Source organism: Clostridium porci (genome assembly GCF_009696375.1).
GTDB lineage: Bacteria > Bacillota > Clostridia > Lachnospirales > Lachnospiraceae > Enterocloster > Enterocloster porci.
Genome location: NZ_VUMD01000008.1, coordinates 25386 through 46967, shown reverse-complemented (window position 1 = coordinate 46967; position 21582 = coordinate 25386). Strand labels below are relative to the sequence as shown.

20 protein-coding genes are annotated in these 21582 nt (G+C 48.8%); 19 read left to right on the top strand and 1 reads right to left on the bottom strand.

Going from position 1 to position 21582, the window contains the following annotated elements; all coding sequences use genetic code 11:
* Positions 1-10: 10 nt before the first annotated feature.
* From FYJ39_RS10380 to FYJ39_RS10355, 6 genes are all read left to right on the top strand, one after another.
* Positions 11-691 (top strand): PIG-L deacetylase family protein, encoded by a 681-nt coding sequence (locus tag FYJ39_RS10380; RefSeq protein WP_154472406.1) that lies wholly within the window; start codon positions 11-13, stop codon positions 689-691.
* A complete protein-coding gene (gene murQ / locus FYJ39_RS10375) occupies positions 685-1623 on the top strand; it encodes an N-acetylmuramic acid 6-phosphate etherase (protein ID WP_154472405.1) in 939 nt (312 codons plus the stop codon). Before FYJ39_RS10380 ends, murQ begins: the two co-directional genes overlap by 7 nt.
* Before the next feature lie 18 nt (positions 1624-1641).
* Positions 1642-2130: a PTS sugar transporter subunit IIB gene (locus FYJ39_RS10370; RefSeq protein ID WP_154472404.1), complete on the top strand. Its 489-nt coding sequence runs from the start codon at positions 1642-1644 to the stop codon at positions 2128-2130.
* Between the two features lie 63 nt (positions 2131-2193).
* The gene (locus FYJ39_RS10365) at positions 2194-2979 is read left to right on the top strand and encodes a PTS sugar transporter subunit IIC (RefSeq protein WP_154472403.1); all 786 of its coding nucleotides are present in this window, start codon (positions 2194-2196) and stop codon (positions 2977-2979) included.
* Entirely contained in the window at positions 2976-3845 is an 870-nt protein-coding gene (locus FYJ39_RS10360) for a PTS system mannose/fructose/sorbose family transporter subunit IID (RefSeq protein WP_154472402.1), read from the top strand. Before FYJ39_RS10365 ends, FYJ39_RS10360 begins: the two co-directional genes overlap by 4 nt.
* A gap of 29 nt (positions 3846-3874) precedes the next feature.
* Positions 3875-4276 carry a PTS sugar transporter subunit IIA gene (locus FYJ39_RS10355; protein ID WP_287847710.1) on the top strand — a complete coding sequence of 134 codons (402 nt, stop codon included), beginning with the start codon at positions 3875-3877 and terminating at the stop codon, positions 4274-4276.
* Between the two features lie 62 nt (positions 4277-4338).
* Here FYJ39_RS10355 and FYJ39_RS10350 read toward each other — a convergent pair whose 3' ends face one another.
* Positions 4339-6198, bottom strand: coding sequence for a DUF885 domain-containing protein (locus FYJ39_RS10350; RefSeq protein WP_154472401.1), 1860 nt, complete (start codon positions 6196-6198; stop codon positions 4339-4341).
* A gap of 242 nt (positions 6199-6440) precedes the next feature.
* Between FYJ39_RS10350 and metG the strand changes: the two genes are divergently transcribed.
* From metG to trpA, 13 genes are all read left to right on the top strand, one after another.
* Positions 6441-8420 (top strand): methionine--tRNA ligase, encoded by a 1980-nt coding sequence (gene metG / locus FYJ39_RS10345; protein ID WP_154472400.1) that lies wholly within the window; start codon positions 6441-6443, stop codon positions 8418-8420.
* Positions 8421-8744: 324 nt separating this feature from the next.
* The gene (locus tag FYJ39_RS10340; protein ID WP_235919793.1) at positions 8745-9530 is read left to right on the top strand and encodes a TraX family protein; all 786 of its coding nucleotides are present in this window, start codon (positions 8745-8747) and stop codon (positions 9528-9530) included.
* Positions 9531-9573: 43 nt separating this feature from the next.
* Positions 9574-10350: a TatD family hydrolase gene (locus FYJ39_RS10335; RefSeq protein ID WP_154472399.1), complete on the top strand. Its 777-nt coding sequence runs from the start codon at positions 9574-9576 to the stop codon at positions 10348-10350.
* Positions 10351-10649: 299 nt separating this feature from the next.
* Complete coding sequence (gene rsmA / locus FYJ39_RS10330) at positions 10650-11519, top strand: 16S rRNA (adenine(1518)-N(6)/adenine(1519)-N(6))-dimethyltransferase RsmA (protein WP_154472398.1); 870 nt, start codon at positions 10650-10652, stop codon at positions 11517-11519.
* A 99-nt stretch (positions 11520-11618) separates the two neighbouring features.
* Positions 11619-13400 carry an oleate hydratase gene (locus tag FYJ39_RS10325; RefSeq protein WP_154472397.1) on the top strand — a complete coding sequence of 594 codons (1782 nt, stop codon included), beginning with the start codon at positions 11619-11621 and terminating at the stop codon, positions 13398-13400.
* A 70-nt stretch (positions 13401-13470) separates the two neighbouring features.
* Complete coding sequence (locus FYJ39_RS10320) at positions 13471-13893, top strand: zinc-ribbon domain-containing protein (protein WP_353847298.1); 423 nt, start codon at positions 13471-13473, stop codon at positions 13891-13893.
* 607 nt (positions 13894-14500) lie between these two features.
* Positions 14501-16078 carry an anthranilate synthase component I family protein gene (locus tag FYJ39_RS10315; protein WP_154472396.1) on the top strand — a complete coding sequence of 526 codons (1578 nt, stop codon included), beginning with the start codon at positions 14501-14503 and terminating at the stop codon, positions 16076-16078.
* Complete coding sequence (locus FYJ39_RS10310) at positions 16075-16644, top strand: anthranilate synthase component II (protein ID WP_154472395.1); 570 nt, start codon at positions 16075-16077, stop codon at positions 16642-16644. Before FYJ39_RS10315 ends, FYJ39_RS10310 begins: the two co-directional genes overlap by 4 nt.
* A 44-nt stretch (positions 16645-16688) precedes the next feature.
* Positions 16689-17744: an anthranilate phosphoribosyltransferase gene (gene trpD, locus FYJ39_RS10305; protein ID WP_154472394.1), complete on the top strand. Its 1056-nt coding sequence runs from the start codon at positions 16689-16691 to the stop codon at positions 17742-17744.
* On the top strand, positions 17741-18610 hold the full coding sequence (trpC, locus tag FYJ39_RS10300; protein ID WP_154472393.1) for an indole-3-glycerol phosphate synthase TrpC: 870 nt from the start codon (positions 17741-17743) through the stop codon (positions 18608-18610). The genes trpD and trpC overlap by 4 nt, the downstream gene beginning before the upstream one ends.
* Before the next feature lie 13 nt (positions 18611-18623).
* Complete coding sequence (locus FYJ39_RS10295; protein ID WP_154472392.1) at positions 18624-19301, top strand: phosphoribosylanthranilate isomerase; 678 nt, start codon at positions 18624-18626, stop codon at positions 19299-19301.
* A 58-nt stretch (positions 19302-19359) separates the two neighbouring features.
* Complete coding sequence (gene trpB / locus FYJ39_RS10290) at positions 19360-20544, top strand: tryptophan synthase subunit beta (protein ID WP_154472391.1); 1185 nt, start codon at positions 19360-19362, stop codon at positions 20542-20544.
* The gene (gene trpA / locus FYJ39_RS10285; RefSeq protein ID WP_154472390.1) at positions 20537-21316 is read left to right on the top strand and encodes a tryptophan synthase subunit alpha; all 780 of its coding nucleotides are present in this window, start codon (positions 20537-20539) and stop codon (positions 21314-21316) included. The genes trpB and trpA overlap by 8 nt, the downstream gene beginning before the upstream one ends.
* The last annotated feature ends 266 nt before the right edge of the window (positions 21317-21582 follow it).

The following is a 21582-nucleotide window of genomic DNA, read 5'->3' as shown; positions in this document are numbered from 1 at the left end:
GGTAATGGATATGGGTGTTGCAAAACGTGTAGTCAGCGTCGGCGCTCATTCACTGGATGCGGAGCTTATGGGAGGGCCTTTGATATTAAAATATGCAAAAGCCGGAAGCCACTGTACCTTAGTCCATGTGACCCAGGGACGGCTGGAGGATTCCCATGCAACGGAGGAGGCCAAGACTGCCTACCTCAAAGCCCTTCTGGATCAGAACCAGAGAGCAGCCAGAGTGTTGGGAGGAGATACTATATGGCTGGGGTATGTATCCTCTAATATGCCTTCTCTGGAGGAATTTGCAGCAAAGCTGGCCGGATATTTTGCAGAGGAGAAGGTGGAGCTGGTTATTACCCACTGGAGAGGATCTATGCATCCCAGACATATCAATACACATGATGCCGTGACCCTGGCTGTGAAGAATTTAAGAAAGGGAGGAAATCCCATCCGGCTGATATACGGAGAGACCTTTGAAGATTTGCAGGGCTTTATTCCTCAGGCATATTTCAGTCTTACGGACGAGGAGGCTGACCAGTGGTTTAAGGCACTGAAAGAGTATCAGGTATTTAGGGGGGAGATAAATGATTTCCCTTATATCCCATATTACACCGTCAATATGAAGGTGAGGGAAATTGAGTCGGGAAATACCATGAAAACAGTAGGATATATGTATGCCAGTCAGATAGAGGACAGATTATGGTAAGATTAAGGGAAGGTGAGAAAGCGGTTTTGTCAGAACTTAAGACAGAGAGCAGGAATCCCAAGACCCTGGAGCTGGACAAGATGAGCGTCCGGGAGCTGCTGACTGTGATGAATGAGGAGGACAGAAACGTCTATAAGGCTGTGAAGGAGGTTATACCTGAGATTGAAAAGACTGTTCATGCAGTTGTGGATGCTCTTGGCAGGGGGGGACGGTTGATCTACACAGGAGCGGGAACCAGCGGACGGCTGGGAATTCTGGATGCAGTGGAATGTGTGCCTACCTTTTCTACGATGGACGAGGTTAAGGGGATCATAGCAGGAGGTGAGCAAGCATTTGTAAGGGCAAAAGAAGGGGCTGAGGATTCCAGAGAGGATGGGGCCGGGGACTTGGAGGCTATCAATGTTTGTGAAAGGGATGTGGTGGTAGCCCTTTCTGCATCGGGAAGAACTCCTTACTGTATCGGCGCTCTGGAGTACGCAAGGAAAAATGGAGCCTGCTGTGTAGGTCTTTCCTGCAACCGGCCTGCAGTGCTGTCGGCATACTCTGACATTGCAATTGAGGTGGATGCAGGGCCGGAGATTCTTACCGGCTCCACCAGACTGAAAGCCGGAACTGCGGAGAAATTGATACTGAATATGATATCTACTGCGGCTATGGTTGGTATCGGTAAGGTATACAAGAACCTGATGGTGGATATGAAGGCGACTAACTTAAAGTTGGAGGACAGAACCAGAAGGATTGTACAGATGGCTTGCGAATGCACGGAAGAAACAGCGGAGAAAGCCCTTACCAAGGCAAAGGGGAATATAAAGGCAGCTATTGTTATGATAGAGACTGGGATTTCCCTGGAGGAAGCAGAGCGACGGCTGAGCTTGAACAATGGCTTTGTAAGAAGGTGCTTGCAGACATGGAAGGCGGAGGATTTTAATTAATAACGGGAGGGATAAGGGATGGCAGACTTATATGTAAGAATTGATGACCGGTTAATTCACGGGCAGACCATTGTAGCATGGTGCCCTGCACTGGGGATTAAAGAGATTGTGGCAATTGATGATGTGAGCGCGAAAAATCCTATGCTTAAGAACATTATGTCAATGGGAGTTCCGTCTGTGTATAGAACTCATATCGTTTCTATAGAGGAGGCAAGGGAGGTCTTAAGCAGACCTGGCAGCGGGAACCGTCTGGTAATTATAAAGAGACCGGATCGGCTTTTGGATATTGAGGATGAGATAAGGGACACTAAGGCTATTATACTGGGGAATCTGGCAAAGCAGGCAGATGCCGTCCATAAGCTGGATGGGGCTACAGGTATCTTTTACTTAAGCGACAGTGATGTGGAGACTTTGAACCATTTTGCGGATAAGGGTATCCAGGTGTTTTTTCATCAGCTGCCTACATCATTGAAAACTACCTGGGAAGCCTTTAAAAAAACAATCTAGAAATCTTGTGCTGAGTGTGTCAGGTTGAACCGTTGTCAGGTGTGAATGAAAGGAGAGTATGATATGAGCATAATTCAAATAATCGCCGTAGCATTATTTATTTATCTGGGCTCCATTGGCTCCATTGTAGGAAATACAATTGGATGGTATACTTTGGGCAGACCTCTGGTGGCTGCCTTTATGGTTGGTCTCATTATAGGGGATGTACAGACAGCTATGCTCGTAGGCATTCCACTGCAGATTATGTACATGGGAAATGTTACCCCTGGTGGAGCCGTAGCCTGGGATTTATCCTACGCCACTTATATTGGAGCCGCAGGCGCGCTGGTGTTTGGAAAGGGACTGGAGGCAGCTGAGACCATCGGTCTTGCCGTTGTGTTTCCCGGAATCGGAGGACTGGTAGGGCAGATGGTGTGGAATCTGTCCTACGCTTTAAACCTTCCCTTAAACCGTATTGCCAGCCGCTACGCGCAAGAGGGTGAGACCAGGAAAATGTATATCCCCAATCTGGTTTTGGGGCAGCTAATTGGTTTTGCCTGCCGTTTTATACCGGCGGTGATTCTGCTTTCATCCATGACAGCCGCCTCCGCACAGGGAGATTTCGCGTCGATGATTCCCGGATGGCTGACTACCCTTCTTGGAACCTTTGGCGGTATGATGGCTGCTTTGGGAATGGGAATTATTCTTTCCTTCCTGTTAAAGAAGCAGTGGCAGATTTGCATTTTCCTGCTGGGCTTTGTGTTGGTGACTTATTTTAGTCTGAATACAATGGCAGTTGCAGTGATTGCAGCTCTTTTGGCAGTTATCTATTACGTATATCAGATAGAGCAGAAGGAGGGACAGATATGAGCAAAACATTAAGTAAGAAGACATTAAACAGGGCGTTTTGGAGCTGGTTTTTCTGGAATGGCTGTTCTCAGCAGGCAGAGAGTATGTTGGGAATGGCATTCGGACAGTCTATAGCTCCTGTTGTGGAAGAGCTTTATGATACCAAGGAGGAGAAGGCTGAGGCCCTGTCCCGGCACATAACCCTTTTTAACACGGAGGCCCAGGTAGGTTCTATCTGCAATGGCATTATATGCGGCATGGAGGAGGCTAATGCCAATGGAAAATGTACTCCTGAGGTCATAAGCAGTGTGAAGGTAGCGCTCATCGGCCCTACCTCGGCTATTGGTGACTCCTTATGGGTGGCTACGATCCTTCCCATTCTGCTGACTATCTGTCTGTCTATTTCCCAGGGGGTGGAGGCCTCCATGGCGTGGACGGGAGCTCTGCTGTACCTTCTGGCATATCCGGTTCTCACATGTATCCTATCCAGAAAGCTGTTTTATTTTGGCTACAGGTCCGGATTAGAAGGAATGTCCAGCTTTATGGCCACGGGAAAGATGGACATACTTACCAATTCCATGAACTTTCTGGGGCTTCTGGTAGTGGGAGCTCTTACGGCTTCCTTTGTAAGTTGCTCCATACCCCTTCAGATTGTAAAGGATGTTTTTGACCCGGCTACAGGGGAGACTCTGGCAGGCCAAGTTATTTTTGATGCAGATACAGTGATTAATAATATTTTCCCCAGGCTTCTTCCGCTTCTTCTGACTCTTGGCGTATACTATCTCTATGCTAAGAAGAAGTGGTCCCCGCTTAAGCTGATGGGGCTCATTCTGGCTCTGGCAGCTATGCTGACAGCTATGGGGACATTTACCGGCTTTTACGGATAAATATGACTGCTCATAAAGGAGGTTTTTAAGTGACAGGAATCGTAGTAGCCGGACACGGCTCTTATGCAGACGGTATTTTAAGCGCCATCGAACTGGTGGCAGGAAAGCCCCAGGAGATAAAAGGGGTGAATTTCACAAAGGGACAGGGCGTGGAGGAGCTCAGGGAGAATTTAAAATGGGCCATTACCTGCCTGGAGGCTCAGGAGATTCTGATTATGGTTGACATCTTGGGCGGTTCTCCCTTCAATGTGGCAGTTCAGCTAATGGCAGAGGGGGTGGGAAAAAGGATGAGGCTGGTGGCGGGTGTTAATATGGCAGCTGTCGTCCAGGCTATGTACGGACGGGAGCTGTATTCCTTTGATGAACTGGTTCCTCTGGTTGTGCGGGAGGGGAAAGGGGGGATTTTAGAGGTGCCGGAGCTTACCGCTTAAGAGGAACGTTATAAATACAGAAAAAGCAGAATTCTCCTGTAATGAAAATTCTGCTTTTTCGTTTACTGTCCATTTGCTGCAGGCCTGTTCTGCCTGACCAGCCATTCATTAAAGTAAGGTCTGATAACGCTGAAGGGAGCGGGGCCGAGATCCAGGAGAAAGCGGTTAAACTCCATGTCGGAATAGCTGGAGCCCAGGGCTTTTTTGGCGTCCTTCTGCATATTCAGAATTTCAAGATAACCCACATAGTATTCCAGGTAGTTGGCCGGGTTCTCTACAATATCGTAGTAGATGGTAGAGATAACCGAGCCGTCGCTTATGCGGAAGTAGTGGTTTAAATACTCCGCCATCTGCTTCAAATCCCAGCCTTCATAGTGGATCGAGATATCCAGCATGGCATAAAGGGAAAGGGTGAAGGCAGCATTGTGCTTTAAAAGCTGACTCAAATTCTTATCCAGGCCGTTATCCAGACCATAGGAGTAGTATTCCACATAGGTAGCCCAGCCCTCGGAGTAGCTGTTGAAGCTGAGGAGCTTTCGGATGTTAGCTGTATTTTGGCTGTTGAAATAGAGGGTCTGGTACATGTGGCCTGGATAGCCCTCATGGGCCAGGGTGGAGTACAGATTTTTATTTGTGCTGGTAATGCCGTTGTTGATGTAGATGGAATTATCCTGAGGCCGGTCAATGGGGACAGTGAGGTAAAAGGCCGGGCTTAAGATGCTTTCCAGGGCTTTTGGTACACGTTTTATATTACATTCATACCCATCAATGGAAGGGAAATCCATCTGGCACTGGCTTTTTAAATTTTCCAGAATCTGATGGGGCTCCGTGAGGGCGAAGGAGTAGGAGTACATCTGCTTTGCCAGCTCCGGATTTTTTGCCAGCAGCTTATCCATGGAAGTGAGATCGTCCAGCATCTGAGCGTTGATGGCTGCTTTTAAGGATGGGATATCCTGAAAGGAAGTTCCTGTGTAGGAGTTTACAAGATATTCATAATATTTCTTACCCTCCGGGTAGTGATAAAGTCCCTTATCGTTGAGGCCAGTACCCTTTAGGGAGGTGAGGCTTTCAATTAAGCTTTTGTAGGCAGGGACGAAATGCCCGTCGATGGCAGCCAGATTTTTAGCTATGTAGGCGTCCTTCTCCTCCTGGGTCAACCCTTCTACCTGATTGAGCCGTTCTGCAAAGGTTTCAGCCATAAAGCTGTGGTTGGCGTCGATGAGATAGGCGTTGCAGGACTTGATAATCCGGTCAAGGCTGATATCGCACAGCCCCAGTCCGGCATCAGACCGTTCCTTCTCATAGGCTGCAATGGAAGCATAGTAGGTGTCAATAGAGGTGAGGAGGGAGAGGTAATCCTCTATGTCTTGTCTGGTATAGAAGGCATACTCGGAGAGAAGGATGGGAAGCTGTGCCTGTATCCCCAGGGAGGAGGACAGGGGCTGGTCGTAAAGCTCCATTCCTTCGCTGGAAATCATTGTATTGAGATAGGAGGACAAAATTGTATGTGTAAGGAGCTGATCCTCCCGCAGAAGCCGTTTGTCAATGGCATCCAGCTGTACCTTGACAGCTTTTGCGTCCTTGACGGCATTTTTGGCATCCTCCACGGTATAGGAGCCTAAAGTTCTGTCATAGTCCGTGATTCCCAAGGCAGAAGGGTCCGCCAGAGTATAGTGAAGAGTGATGAGGGAATTATCCACTTCGCTGAGGAAGAGCTCCTCCATCCTCTTGTCAAAGTCTTGCTGAACCTTTAGGGTGTTTTCCCTATAGCTTTCATAGGCAGCAGCTTCAGTCTGGGCAGAGGTTTCAGACCTTGGTAAGAGCTTCGGCAGCTGCCCCGTACCTTTACAGCCGGTGAGAAGGCCTGCAATCAGAAGCAGGCTTAATATAATTGATAGGCAGGTCTGTTTCCGTTGTCTCATTTTTACATCAATCCTCCGTTGCGCTTTGCCGGTTATGCTGACATAGTATCAGTATATGATGGAAAAAGGGAGGATATGAGCTGGCGTATGGCAGAAATGCCCGATTCTTGGAAAAAACAGGGCTCATGTCTTGACGAACATCTGGGAAACGCTTATACTTAAGGTTACGAAACCAGCCAGGGTAAAGGGCTTTCAGAGCTTTGCTGGGCCGCTGCCCGGAAAGAAAACGAGGGAAATGAAAGATGTGTCAGGATTGTAAAAAACCATATTATATTACCACGGCGATTGCTTATGCGTCGGGAAAACCTCATATTGGCAATACCTACGAAATTATACTGGCGGACAGCATTGCCAGATATAAGAGGGCTCAGGGCCGGGAGGTGTTTTTCCAGACAGGAACAGATGAGCATGGACAGAAAATTGAGGAAAAGGCAGCGGCTGCCGGTGTAACCCCCAGGGAATTTGTGGACGAGGCTGCCGCCGAGATTCAGAGGATCTGGGATTTGATGAATACCTCCTATGATAAATTTATCCGCACTACAGAGCCGGATCATGAGGCCCAGGTACAGCGGATTTTTAAAAAGCTTTATGACCAGGGGGACATTTACAAAGGACATTATGAGGGGCTTTACTGTACGCCCTGCGAGTCCTTTTTTACAGAATCCCAGCTGGTGGACGGCAAATGCCCGGACTGTGGGCGGGAGGTGAAGCCTGCCAGGGAGGAGGCCTATTTCTTCCGCATGAGCAAATATGCTCAAAGGCTCATTGACCATATCAACGCACACCCGGAGTTTATCCAGCCTGTGTCCAGAAAGAATGAGATGATGAACAATTTCCTCCTTCCGGGCCTTCAGGATCTGTGTGTGTCCAGGACAACCTTTTCATGGGGAATTCCTGTATCCTTTGATCCCAAGCATGTTATTTATGTGTGGCTGGATGCTTTGACCAACTATATTACCGGTATCGGCTATGATTGTGATGGTCAATGCGCCGAGGGATTCAACAGGCTCTGGCCTGCGGAGCTTCATCTGATCGGTAAGGATATTATCCGCTTCCATACGCTTTACTGGCCGATCTTTTTGATGGCTCTGGACATGCCCCTTCCAAAGCAGATCTTTGGACATCCCTGGCTTCTTCAGGGTGACGGCAAGATGAGCAAGTCTAAGGGAAATGTGCTTTATGCGGATACGTTGGTAGATTTCTTTGGGGTAGATGCAGTTCGCTATTTTGTGCTTCATGAGATGCCCTTTGATAATGACGGGGTTATCTCCTGGGAGCTGATGGTGGAGCGTATGAATTCAGATCTGGCCAATATTCTTGGGAATCTGGTGAATAGAACCATTTCCATGAGCAATAAATACTTTGGCGGTTTAGTGGCCGATAAGGGCGCCGCAGAGCCGGTAGACGAGGAACTTAAGACGGTGGTTATGGAGGAAGCGGCAAGGGTCGATTCCAAGATGGAGCAGCTTCGTGTAGCCGACGCAATCTCGGAAATCTTCAACATTTTCAGAAGATGTAATAAATACATTGACGAGACGGCTCCATGGATTCTGGCCAAGGACGAGTCTGCGAAAGACAGGCTGTCAACAGTGCTTTACAACCTGACCGAATCCATTGTAATCGGCGCCTCTCTTCTTGCCAGCTTTATGCCTGAAACTGCAGAGAAGATCCTGACCCAGCTGAATACAGATAAGCGTGAGCTAAGTCAGATGAACCGGTTTGGCTTATATCCCTCAGACAGTAAAGTAACGGATAAGCCGGAGATCCTTTTTGCCCGTATGGATGTGAAAGAGGTGCTGGAAAGGGTTGAGGCAATGCATATGGAAGAGGACGTACAAACAGGTCAAGAGGGAGAAGGTGCTGAGGACGAACGTGTAATTGATATTGAGACAAAGCCGGAAATCACCTATGATGATTTTGCAAAGCTTCAGTTCCAGGTAGGAGAGATCGTCAGATGTGAGGAAGTGCCAAAGTCCAAGAAGCTATTGTGCTCCCAGGTAAGGATTGGAAGCCAGACGCGGCAAATTATAAGCGGCATTAAGGCATATTATTCTGCTGAAGAGATGGTTGGCAAGAAGGTGATGGTTGTGACGAATCTGAAGCCTGCCAGGCTGGCCGGAATGCTGTCTGAGGGAATGCTGCTTTGTGCGGAGGATGCAAAAGGAAATCTGGCGTTGCTGACGCCGGAGAAGGATATGCCTGCCGGAGCCGAGATTTGTTAAGTGAAAGAAGAACAGTGCTTAAATTGATTTAGTAGTGTATAATGGGAGCAGCCGGAGGCAGGTTTGCTCCCTTTTTAGAGCTGTCTGGCTTTTTAAAGCCGGAGTGAATGCGGGCTGCATGGGCATAAGGGCGGTTCGGTGGAGAAATTGATAAAAGCTGCTCTCATATGGAATTTTCTGTAATAAATGGGTGTACAAAGCCGGTTTTCTATCAAAAAAGAGGAGAAAGTGGGAGAAACTTGCATTTTTTTCCATTTTGGAGTATGATGGAGAAATATGAAAGTACCAGAGGCATTATAGGGCCTGTTTTAAGAGGAATGGAGTATGAACAGAAGAAAAAGCAGCCACAAGTCATATGGAAGCTACACGATGGCCCATGGACTTACAGGAAACCAGCTAAAGCTCATTGGCATGGCGGCGATTCTCATGGATAATATAGGGGCTGTGGTGATTCAGGGAGGAATTCTCCACAGCACGAACCGGGCTATGTACGAGACCATTATCGCTACGTCTTCGGGGCATATGTGGGTGGTGGCAGGACAGGTCTGCCGTTACTGCGGCCGTCTGGCATTCCCTATCTTTGCGTTTCTGGTGGCGGAGGAATTTGTACGGGCAAGGAACCGGTGGGGTTATACTATGCGGATGCTTGCTTTTGCTGTGATTTCTGAGATTCCTTTTGATCTGGCAGTTTATCATACGCCCTTCTATTTCCATTATCAGAATATGCTTTTTACTTTGTTTTTGGGCATGATGGTAATGATGGTGATGGAGCATACCAGAAATACGGCTGCCAGAGGGGCGGCTCTGGTTGCCGGCTGTGTTTTATCCTGGGCTATCCAGGCAGATTACAATGTGGTGGGGATACTTCTCATTGTGACTATGTATTGGTTCCGTCACAATGATATTGCCCAGCTTGCGGGGGGAATTGTACTCTGTGCGGTGGAGAGCGTCAGCTATTACTGTATATCGGCTTTGGCCTATGTGCCCATTGTGCTGTACAATGGAAGGCGCGGAGCTATGCAGTTAAAATATTTATTCTATGTGTTTTACCCGGCGCATTTGATTTTGCTTTATGGGATTGTGCGCCTGGGAATTGGGACTGGTTCATAGCCCTTAAAAGAGAGCCATAGATGGCTAAAGGAGTTTAAGACTGATGATATTTGATACTCATGCGCATTATGATGACGAAGCCTTTGACGAAGACAGAGAGGCTCTTTTAGATAGTATAAAGGAGGCCGGAGTTGCTGCTGTGATGAATGTGGCGGCCAGCCTTGAAAGCTGCAGGACGACTCTCAGGCTGGCGGAAGGCCGTGAGTGGATATATGGGGCTGTGGGCGTCCATCCCAGCGAGACGGAAACGCTTTCCGAAGAAGGAATGGCTTGGCTTAAGGTTCAGTGCAGCCACAGGAAGGTAAAGGCTGTGGGTGAGATAGGCCTGGATTACTATTGGAAGGAGCCGGAGACCGGCATTCAGAAGAAGTGGTTTGTTGGTCAGCTGGATTTGGCCAGAGAGGCGGGACTGCCTGTGATTATCCACAGCCGGGACGCCGCCAGGGATACCCTGGATATTATGAAGGAGGAGAAGGCTGGGGACATGGGAGGTGTGATTCACTGTTTTTCCTATGGAAAGGAGATGGCAAGGGAGTATCTGAATATGGGGTTCTATCTGGGAATCGGAGGGGTAGTAACCTTTCATAACGCCAGGAAGCTGAGGGAGGTGGTGGAGTATGCGCCATTGGAATCCATGGTTCTGGAGACTGATTGTCCCTACCTGGCGCCTGTGCCTAACAGAGGAAAGAGGAATTCTTCTTTGAATCTCACTTATGTAGCGGATGCGATCAGCCAGATCAAGGGAGTGGATCGGGATACGGTGATAAGGGTTACATGGGAGAATGGGCTTAAGCTATATGGACTGCAGGAGCTGAGATAAGGAAACAGAGCGCGCTTAGTGAGGCTGTTGAAAAAGGGGCCTTTACCAATCTGCTCCATAATAGAACACGGTTCCTGTGGCTGTAAAGGCAGCTGGAATCGTGTTTTTTCTTTAGAGGGGATGATGTTTGTTTAATCTGCTATCGCATTTACCCGTTGGAATAACTCTTGTATTTTATCTTCCGGAAAATCTACTGAATATAGAGCCTTTGATGCTATGGGGCGTTCATTAATTAATTGACTTTTTTATCTGAATGGGATACCATAATTCCAAAAGGAAAATAATAAGGATGAAACGATATGTACAGCTCGCTGGGAAATCCCAAACATACCATAGAAATCATACAGAAGCATAAATTTAACTTTCAGAAAAAATTTGGACAGAATTTTCTTATCGACACTCATGTGCTGGATAAAATCATAGCTGCGGCTAGGATTACAAAAGAAGACTGTGTAGTGGAAATCGGTCCAGGTATCGGAACGATGACCCAGTATCTGGCCGAGTGCGGAGGCTGCGTAGTGGCAGTAGAGATAGATGCCAATCTGCTCCCAATTCTTGAGGAAACCCTGAAGGACTACCCTAATGTAAGGGTAATCAACAACGATATTTTAAAAGTAGACATGAACCAGCTGATTCGGGAGTATAATAATGGAAGGCCTGTCAAGGTAGTGGCCAACCTTCCCTACTATATTACCACGCCTATTATTATGGGCCTCTTTGAAAGCAAGGCTCCCATTGACAATATTACGGTGATGGTGCAAAAGGAGGTTGCGCAGCGGATGCAGGCAGGGCCTGGCTCTAAGGATTATGGTGCTTTATCTCTGGCTGTGCAGTACTATGCCGAGGCTTACATTGTGGCAAATGTGCCCCCCAACTGCTTTATACCCCGGCCAAATGTGGGTTCGGCAGTGATCCGGCTTACCCGGTATTTGGAGCCTCCCATTCAGGTGGACGAGCCCCGGCTTATGTTCCGGCTTATCCGGGCTTCCTTTAACCAGAGGAGAAAAACCCTCCAAAACAGTCTGAATAATTCACCAGAGGTGTCATTTTCTAAGGAAGCGATTATGGCTGCCATTGAGAGCCTGGGTATGCCGCCCTCGGTGAGAGGAGAGGCTCTGACGCTGGAGCAGTTTGGGCTGCTTGCCAATTATTTTTCAAGGTATGCCTGAAAAAGAGGCGTAAGGGCAATACTTTTTATGGATGTTGGAATGTGAATGATTTTCCTGAATTTAGAAAATTTATAATCAAACAGAAAGGAAGGTACGTGAATGAACAGAAAATTAGGGAAAGCCCTGGCAGTTACAGCAGCTGCGGCTGCAGCGGGAATTGCAGTGAAGAAGCTGCGGGACAGCCAAAAGGAGCAGGAGAATAAGCGGATAACAGCAATCGAGGAAGCGGTGATGAATAACCGTGATTACGGAGACAGGAAGGCTTATCTGATAGGTGGCGGTCTGGCTTCCATGGCGGCTGCTGCTTACCTTGTGAGGGACTGCAAATTTCCGGGAAAGCAGATTACCATCTATGAGGGAATGCATATTTTAGGCGGCAGCAATGATGGAATCGGAACTCCTGAGAGGGGCTTTGTGTGCCGCGGAGGACGTATGCTCAATGAGGAAACCTATGAGAATTTCTGGGAGCTTTTTGATTCCATTCCCTCCATTGCACAGCCAGGACGCAGCGTTACAGAGGAAATTCTGGAGTTTGACCATGCTCATCCCACCTGCGCCAAGGCAAGGCTGGTAGATAAGGATGGAAGGATTCTCCCTGTAAAGTCAATGGGCTTTAATCAGGCGGATCGTATGGCTCTTCTGAAGCTTCTGACCACAGACGAGAAAAAGCTGGACAATCTGACGATTCAGGATTGGTTCAAGGAGACGCCTCACATATTCGAGACAAATTTCTGGTATATGTGGCAGACGACCTTTGCCTTTCAGAAGTGGAGCAGCCTGTTTGAATTCCGCCGCTATATGAACCGTATGATATTTGAGTTCAGCCGGATTGAAACGTTGGAGGGAGTTACAAGAACGCCCCTAAATCAGTATGATAGTGTGATCCGGCCTCTGGAGTCCTATCTGAGAAAGGCCGGGGTCACGTTTGTGGAGAATTGCGAGGTAACTGATATTGATTTTGAGGAAGGCCACGGGATTACAGCCAAGACCTTGTATTTGAAACGAAAGGTGGAGAATGCAGATGATACTGGAGAAACGGGAGCTCCGGCTAAGGACAGGCTGCTATATGAGACAGTAGAGCTAAAGCGTACGGATATCTGCATTATGACCAATGCCTGCATGACAGACAGCGCTACGTTAGGAGATCTATATACACCGGCTCCTGTTCCGGTTCAGAAGCCAATCAGCGGCGAGCTGTGGGCCAAGGTTGCAGCTAAGAGGCCGGGGCTTGGGAATCCGGAGCCCTTCTTTTCTAAGCCTGAGGAGAGCAACTGGCTTAGCTTTACCGTGACCTGCAAGGGAGAGGCCATCCTAAAAACCATTGAGAGCTTTACAGGAAATAAACCGGGCAGCGGCGCTCTTATGACCTTTAAGGATTCCAGCTGGCTTTTAAGCAGCGTAGTGGCAGCCCAGCCTCATTTTGTAAACCAGCCTGAGGATGTGACTATTTTCTGGGGCTATGGTTTATACACGGAAGCCCTGGGCGACTACGTGAAGAAGCCTATGAAGGACTGCACCGGACAGGAGCTTTTAAATGAATACCTTCACCATCTGCATATTGGGGAGGAGCAGATTGCTGAGCTGATGAAGACGGTAGTGAATGTCATACCCTGCTATATGCCATATGTAGATGCGCAGTTCCAGCCGCGCAAATACAGTGACAGGCCTCCGGTTATCCCGGCAGGCTCCTCCAACTTTGCAATGGTAAGCCAGTTCGTGGAGATTCCAGACGATATGGTATTTACAGAGGAGTATTCTGTCCGTGCGGCAAGGATTGCCGTATACGGACTTATGGATATGAAGAAGAAAATCTGTCCTGTCACCCCATACAACAGGCAGCCTAAGATTCTTATGAAGGCTCTTAAAAAGGCATACATGTAAAGGGTTAATGAGTGGCAGCCTTATAAGGGTGTCCTAAAGGTCTCCTTGTATGACGTTTGAGGCACTCTATATGGCTGAAAGGAGAGAACAGCTTTTGATATTCATAGGAGGAATCAGCCAGGGGCAGAGGCTTCTGGACTATGTAAAGACAGTTATATGCTCCAGATGTGGAGGCTATGGACGTTATCAGATTTTTATGACCTATATGTACTTCAGCTTTTTCTTCGTCCCGCTGTTTAAGTGGAACAGACGGTTCTACGTGAAAATGACCTGCTGCGGTTCGCTGTATGAGCTGAACCCGGAGAAGGGGAAGGCCATACTGCACGGCCGGCAGGTGGACATTGATCCTGCGGATCTGACGTTGGTTGAGGAGGGCAGACGGGGGGATTCCTGGGTGCAAGGAACATTCAGGCCCCATAAGAGGTGCCCTGGCTGCGGATATGAGACAGAGGAGGCCTTTGAATATTGTCCCAAATGCGGCAGAAAGCTGTAAACCCTTCCAGGCAGGAAATGGAAGGTTGACGGAGCGTGTATTTTGGCATTGAATGAAGCTTAAAAATATTGCCTGAATATTAAAAAAAGGTTGACATTTTAAAATGATATGATTATAATGAGTACAACTGATAATTAAACATGCAAAACTGTTGAGCAGGAGTAAGTAGGATTATAGTTTCAGGCGCAGAGAGCTTCCGGCTGGTGTAAGGGAGCGTTGGGATATAATTTGAATGGACCTGTAAGGGCAGCTGGAAACCGAATAAAGGCTTTTATCGGGAGTATGGGCTGACGGGTATCCCGCCGTTACCAGGGAGGACGCATGATGGTGCGTTACAAAGCGGACATATGTTTAATTCTTGTTCGATAACACAGCATCAGGTTAGAAGATAACTTGATGCTTTTTTAGTTCACTGGACAGGATGGATGTCAATCAGGGTGGTACCGCAGAAGCTGTTTGAAAAGCTTTTGTCCCTGCTGATTACCATAGTAGGTAGTCAGCAGGGACAGAGGCTTTTCTTTTTTCGCCCTAGGGCATGAAGGGCAGAAGCCAATGAGCCTGAAAAATCACGCATACAAGCAAATAATCTGGAAAGGAGCCAGCAGATATGATTATTCCCAGCTGTGAAGAAATATTAAATATATCGTCCCAATACGATATTATCCCCCTCAGCAGTGAGGTTTATGCGGATGTAGTGACGCCCATCACCCTTCTTAGACGCCTGGCCCGGCAAAGCAGGCGGTTTTTCCTTCTGGAAAGCATTGAGGGAGGAGAGAAATGGGGCCGCTATTCCTTTCTGGGATATGACCCGGTGATGCGGGTAACCTGCAAGAGTGGTCAGGTAAGCCTGGACAGTCAGGCGGAGGAGATTCCTTCCCAGCAGATTACAACCAGTAATCCTCTGCAGGTTCTCAGAGAAATTCTGAGCTGCTATCAAGCTCCAAGGCTAAAGGGTCAGCCGCCCTTTACAGGCGGCTTTGTAGGTTATTTCGCCTATGCTATGATTGAATATGGAGAGCCGGCGCTGCAAATTTCCAGAGGGGAGGCTAACGATTACGACCTGATGCTTTTTGATAAGGTGATTGCTTACGATCATCTGAAACAGAAAATAGCCATTGTGGTAAATATGAAAACAGGAAGGATAGGCGATGAAGGAGCGTTTGAGCCAGGACTGGTAAGGCGTTCTGGGCAGAGACAGACAGGTGCGTTCAAGCAGGAAGGAAAGGAGTCTCTTAAGCTGGAATATTTGATGAAGGAATATGGAGGAGCCTGCAAAGAGATCGAAACCATTGCTTCTCTGATCAATGAAACCAGCCCTCTGGAAAAGCTGACGTCTATAGAAAAGCCTGTGTTTACCTGCAACGTGTCAAAAGAGGATTACTGTAAGATGGTGGAACGGACGAAGGAGTACATTTTGGAGGGAGATATTTTCCAGGCAGTGATTTCCAGACGGTTTACCAGCGTATATGAGGGCAGCCTGCTAAATGCCTATCGGGTGCTTAGAACCACCAACCCTTCCCCCTATATGGTGTATATGAATATCGATCAGGATGAGATTATAAGCACTTCCCCTGAAACTTTGGTACGCCTAAATAACGGGCGGCTTACAACCTTTCCAGTGGCCGGTTCCAGACCAAGGGGAGCTACGCAGGAGGAAGATAAAAGGCTGGAGTTGGAGCTGATGGCTGATGAGAAGGAGCTGGCAGAGCATAATATGCTGGTGGATTTGGGACGGAACGACATCGGGCGGATTGCCAGAATGGGGTCTGTGGAGGTAACGGAATATCAGATGGTTCATAAGTATTCCAAGATCATGCACATCTGCTCTCAGGTAGAGGGAGAGATAGGAGACGGCTTTGACGGCTGCTCGGCTGTGGAAGCTCTCCTTCCGGCAGGAACACTCTCCGGAGCCCCTAAGATCCGGGCATGCCAAATTATTGAGGAACTGGAGGGAACTCCCAGAGGAGTGTACGGAGGCGCCCTGGGCTATCTGGATTTTACAGGTAACCTGGATACCTGCATTGCCATCCGTATGGCAGTAAAGCAGAATGGAAGGGTCACGGTTCAGGCAGGTGGGGGAATTGTGGCGGACAGCGTGCCGGAGCTGGAATATGAGGAGTCGGCTAACAAGGCGAAGGCAGTGATGAACGCCATCATCCACGCAGGGGAGGTAAGTGACAGATGATACTGCTTATAGATAATTATGACAGCTTTTCTTATAATCTGGTACAGATAATTGGAAGTATGGGGCCGGAAATGCGGGTGGTGAGAAATGACAGGATTACAGTAGAGGAGATCCGCAAAATGTCCCCCAGCCATCTGATCCTTTCTCCTGGCCCCGGACATCCAAAGGATGCAGGTATTTTGGAGGAAGCGGTACAGGAGCTGAAAGGGGAAATGCCGATTCTGGGCGTTTGCCTGGGGCATCAGGGGATATGTGAAGCCTTTGGGGGAAGTATTGTTCATGCAAAAAGACTGATGCATGGAAAGCAGAGCCAGATTCAGATTAAGGAAGGAAGCCGGCTGTTTCAAGGGCCTCCCTCTGTTATAGAGGCAGCCAGGTATCATTCCCTGGTTGTGTCTGAGTCAGATCTTCCAGAAGACCTTCAGGTGGTTGCAAGAGATTGCGAGCAGGGAGAAGTGATGGCGGTAGAGCACAGGGACTATCCAGTCTATGGGCTTCAGTTTCATCCTGAGTCCATCCTGACGCCAGAGGGCAGGAGGATACTTGAAAATTTTATTGCTTTATAGATATTTAAGGCATTGTCATTAAAAATGTAGTAGGAGGAATGATTATGATTCAGGAAGCAATTCATAGCCTGGTAGAAAAGCAGGATTTGGATTTTAACACCATGAGGATAGTGATGGAGGAAATTATGAGCGGCAGGGCTACCCAGGCTCAGATAGCTTCCTTCCTGACCGCTCTTAGAATGAAGGGTGAGACCATCGACGAAATTACGGCCTGTGCTGGGGTGATGCGGGATAAGGGAGTGAAGCTTGCGCCTCCTTTTCCTGTGATGGATATTGTGGGAACGGGAGGAGACGAGGCGGGAACCTTTAATATCTCCACTACAAGCGCTTTTATCGCCGCTGCAGGCGGGATTTATGTGGCAAAGCACGGGAACCGCAGCGTATCCAGCAAGAGCGGTGCGGCGGATGTTCTGGAGCGGCTGGGGGCAAAGCTGGCCCTGACGGCAGAGCAGGCAGAGGTGGTTCTGGAGAAAACAGGAATGTGCTTTTTGTTTGCTCCCTCTTACCATTCTTCCATGAAGTACGCAGCTCCTGTGAGGAAGGAAATCGGAATCAGAAGCATCTTTAATATTCTGGGGCCATTATCGAATCCAGCAGGAGCCTCAATGCAGCTTCTGGGCGTTTACAGCAGGGCGTTGGTGGAGCCCTTGGCCCAGGTGCTGGCTAATCTTGGAGTAACGCGGGGGATGGTAGTATGCGGCGGAGACGGACTGGATGAAGCCACTCTTACAGGGCCGACTCATGTGTGTGAGATCCGATTCGGAACCCTTAGCTCTTATGATATGATACCGGAGGAGGTAGGTCTGGCCTGCTGCAGGCTGGAGGAGCTTCTAGGAGGGACGCCTGAGGAGAACGCTGAGATAACAAGGGATATACTGTCAGGAAGCATGACTGGCCCAAAACGGGATGTGACTGTGTTAAATGCAGCGCTTAGCCTGTATCTGGGAATCGATAACTGTACCGTAAAAGATTGTGTGAAGAAAGCCCAGGAGCTGATTGATACGGGAGCGGCTCTAAAGAAGCTGGAGGAGTTTGTGGCAGCCACGAATACAGTGGAGGAAGGAGAGCCGGTAAAGGCAGGAGAGGGGAAGGAGTCATGATACTGGATACCATAGCGGCATCAGTGAGAAAACGGGTGGAGGAAAGGAAAAGGGAAGTGCCTGAAGCAGAGCTGCGAAGGCGTGCTTACAAAAGCCTGGAAGGGAGAATGGGCAGGGAAGGGGGAAGTGAAAGAATACCAGCCTCCTGCAGTGAGACAGAAGAGAAGGAGGAGGCAGAGGGGTTTCCCTTCGAGGCGGCTCTTAAAAAGCCGGGAATTTCTTTTATCTGTGAAGTGAAAAGGGCCTCTCCCTCCAAGGGGCTTATCGCCCCGGAGTTTCCTTATGTGGACATTGCAAAGGAATATGAAAGGGCCGGGGCGGATGCTGTATCGGTATTGACAGAGCCTGAGTTTTTTCTGGGGAATGACCGGTATCTGGAGGAAATCCATAGGGAAGTGAGCCTTCCGCTTTTGAGGAAGGATTTTACCATCGATGCCTACCAGATTTATGAAGCCAAGCTGCTAGGAGCTTCTGCGGTTCTTTTGATTGTGTCCTTGCTGACAAAGGAGGAATTAAAAAAATTTTTGAATATCTGCCGGGAGCTTAAGCTGAGCGCGCTGACGGAAGCCCATTCTGAGGAGGAGGTTGCGGTGGCGGCAGAGGCGGGAGCTGGGATCATTGGAATTAACAACCGGAATTTAAAAACCTTTGAGGTGGATTTTTCCAATGCCCTGCGTCTTAGGCGGCTGGTGGATAAGGATACGATTTTTGTGGCGGAGAGCGGGATACACAGCGGGGAGGATATGAGGGCCTTGGCTGAGGCCAGAGTAGATGCGGTACTTGTGGGAGAAGCTCTTATGCGGGCAGCAGATAGGAAAAAGGCACTGTCAGCGCTGAAAGCAACGGCAGAGGGCCTGAGTCAGTAATAAGGAGAGTGACATGGAACCATGCAGAATTAAAATCTGCGGCCTTAGCCGCTTTGCAGATATTATGGCTGTTAACGAGGCCATGCCGGATTACGCAGGCTTCGTATTTGCCAGAAGCAGCCGCCAGGTTACAGCAGATAAAGCCCGGCAGCTAAAAAGAGAATTGGAGCCGGGGATTCAGGCAGTGGGTGTATTTGTTAATGCAACGATACATGAGATACGCCGGCTGGCAGGGGAGGATGGCGGCCCTGTGATTGACATGATTCAGCTTCACGGTGATGAAGACGAAGGGTATATACGCCGTCTTAAGGGCTATACCAGCCTTCCCATCATAAAAGCAGTAAGAGCCAGAAGCCGGGAGCAGATACTTGAGGCTGCCAGGCTGCCCTGTGAATATCTGCTTCTAGATACCTATACAAAAGGACAATACGGAGGAAGCGGGCGCTCCTTTGACTGGGAGCTGATTCCGGAGCTGTCAAAGCCTTACTTTCTGGCAGGAGGAATCCAGTCGGGGAATCTAAAAGATGCTGTGGCCCGTCATCCCTACTGCGTTGATGTAAGCAGCGGGGTGGAGACAGAGGGAAGAAAGGACAGAGGAAAAATACTTAAGATGGTCAGAACACTGCGGAAGCTGACTCCGGAATATACAAAGACAGAAGGAATGGCTAAGACTGAAGCCGGGCCGGAGTGAATTGAGCGCTGGAACCGGTCAGAAGCCTGTTTCAGTAAATGATAAGGAGCAAACAACTATGTCAAAAGGAAGATTTGGAATACACGGCGGTCAGTTCATACCGGAAACTCTGATGAACGCCGTGACAGAGCTGGAAGCAGCCTATGAACAATATAAGAAAGAGCCGGAATTTAAAGCCGAGCTTACAAGTCTGCTGAAGGAGTATTCGGGCAGGCCTTCCCGGCTCTATTATGCAAAGAAGATGACAAAGGATCTGGGAGGGGCTAAAATATACCTGAAGCGTGAGGATTTGAACCACACCGGTTCTCATAAAATTAACAATGCCCTGGGCCAGGTTCTTCTGGCAAAAAAAATGGGAAAGACAAGGGTCATAGCAGAGACAGGGGCAGGTCAGCACGGAGTGGCTACTGCCACGGCAGCAGCTCTTATGGGAATGGAATGTGAGATATTCATGGGAAAGGAGGATACAAAGCGCCAGGCCCTGAACGTATACCGGATGGAGCTGCTTGGGGCGAAGGTTCACCCTGTGGTCAGCGGCACACAGACTTTGAAGGATGCGGTAAATGAAACTATGAGAGAATGGACCAGCCGTATTGCGGATACACACTACGTGATCGGTTCTGTTATGGGGCCTCACCCATTTCCCATGATGGTCAGGGATTTCCAAAGTATTATCGGGAGGGAGATTAAGGAGCAGCTTAAGGAAAAGGAAGGAAGGCTTCCGGACATGGTGGTAGCCTGTGTAGGAGGCGGAAGCAACGCGATCGGAGCATTTTACGAGTTTATAAAGGATGACGGCGTAAAGCTGGTGGGCTGCGAGGCAGCAGGTTTGGGAGTAGAAACACAGAAGAATGCAGCGACTATAACAACCGGCAGAGTAGGTATCTTCCACGGTATGAAATCCTACTTCTGCCAGGATGCGTACGGTCAGATTGCACCTGTATATTCCATCTCCGCAGGGCTTGATTATCCTGGCATCGGGCCGGAGCATGCGGCTCTTTATGACAGCGGAAGGGCACTTTACGTGCCTGTAACGGATGAGGAGGCAGTGGACGCCTTCGAGTACCTGTCACGGACAGAGGGAATTATTCCGGCAGTGGAGAGCGCCCATGCTGTGGCCTATGCAAGAAAGACAGCGCCCTCTATGGGAAAAGACCAGATCCTTGTTATCAATCTTTCAGGAAGGGGAGACAAAGATGTGGCGGCAATTGCCAGATACAGGGGGGTAGAGATCCATGAATAAAATTCAGAAGGTATTTGAGAATAAGAAAGCATTTATACCATTTATCACAGCAGGAGACCCGGATCTAAGCGTGACGGAGAAGCTGGTTCCTGCCATGGCAGAGGCAGGGGCAGATCTGATAGAAATTGGTATCCCCTTCTCCGATCCTGTGGCGGAGGGGCCGGTGATTCAGGAGGCGGATCTGCGCTCTCTGGCTGCGGGGACCACTACTGACAAAATTTTTGACAGCGTGAAGCGGATACGGAAGAAAACTCAGGTGCCCCTGGCGTTTATGACCTATATCAACCCGGTTTACGCCTACGGTGTGGATACATTCATGAAGCGTGCCGCAGACTGTGGAATAGATGCTTTGATTGTACCGGATATGCCCTTTGAGGAACGGCAGGAGCTGCTGCCCGCATGCAGACGGCATGGGCTTGTTTTGATTTATCTGGTGGCTCCTACCTCCAGGGAGCGGGCCCAGGTGATTGCCAGGGAGTCTCAGGGGTTTGTGTACTGCGTATCCTCCCTAGGAGTCACAGGAGTACGCAGCCAAATTACCACCAATATAAAGGAGATGGTAGATGCCGTTAAGAAGGGGAACGATATTCCCTGCGCCGTTGGCTTTGGAATCTCAACTCCCGAACAGGCCCGGACAATGAGCCAGGTATCTGACGGAGTGATTGTAGGAAGCGCCATTGTAGAGCTGGTAGCACGGTATGGCGCAGGCTGTCTGGAGCCTGTGTGCAGCTATATCCGTGAGATGAAGGCTGCCATAGAAACGGCCGATTAGCGACCTCTTAGAAATCGGACTTCTGATTCAATAAATTGAAATAAAAATGAACCAAATCGCACCTTCCTTCCTCTATATAACAGGTGCACCGATTAACTGTCCTTCCGATGCAGCTGCCGGGAGGACTTTCGGCGTTATGGGTGGGAGCAGCCTGTCCTTTGAATGCTGAAACATATAACAGAAGCTATATTTACAACAGAAAGACAGAGGCATCAATCTTTCTATAACAAGGTCATAAAACATGCCTCAAGGAGAGGAGATGACAT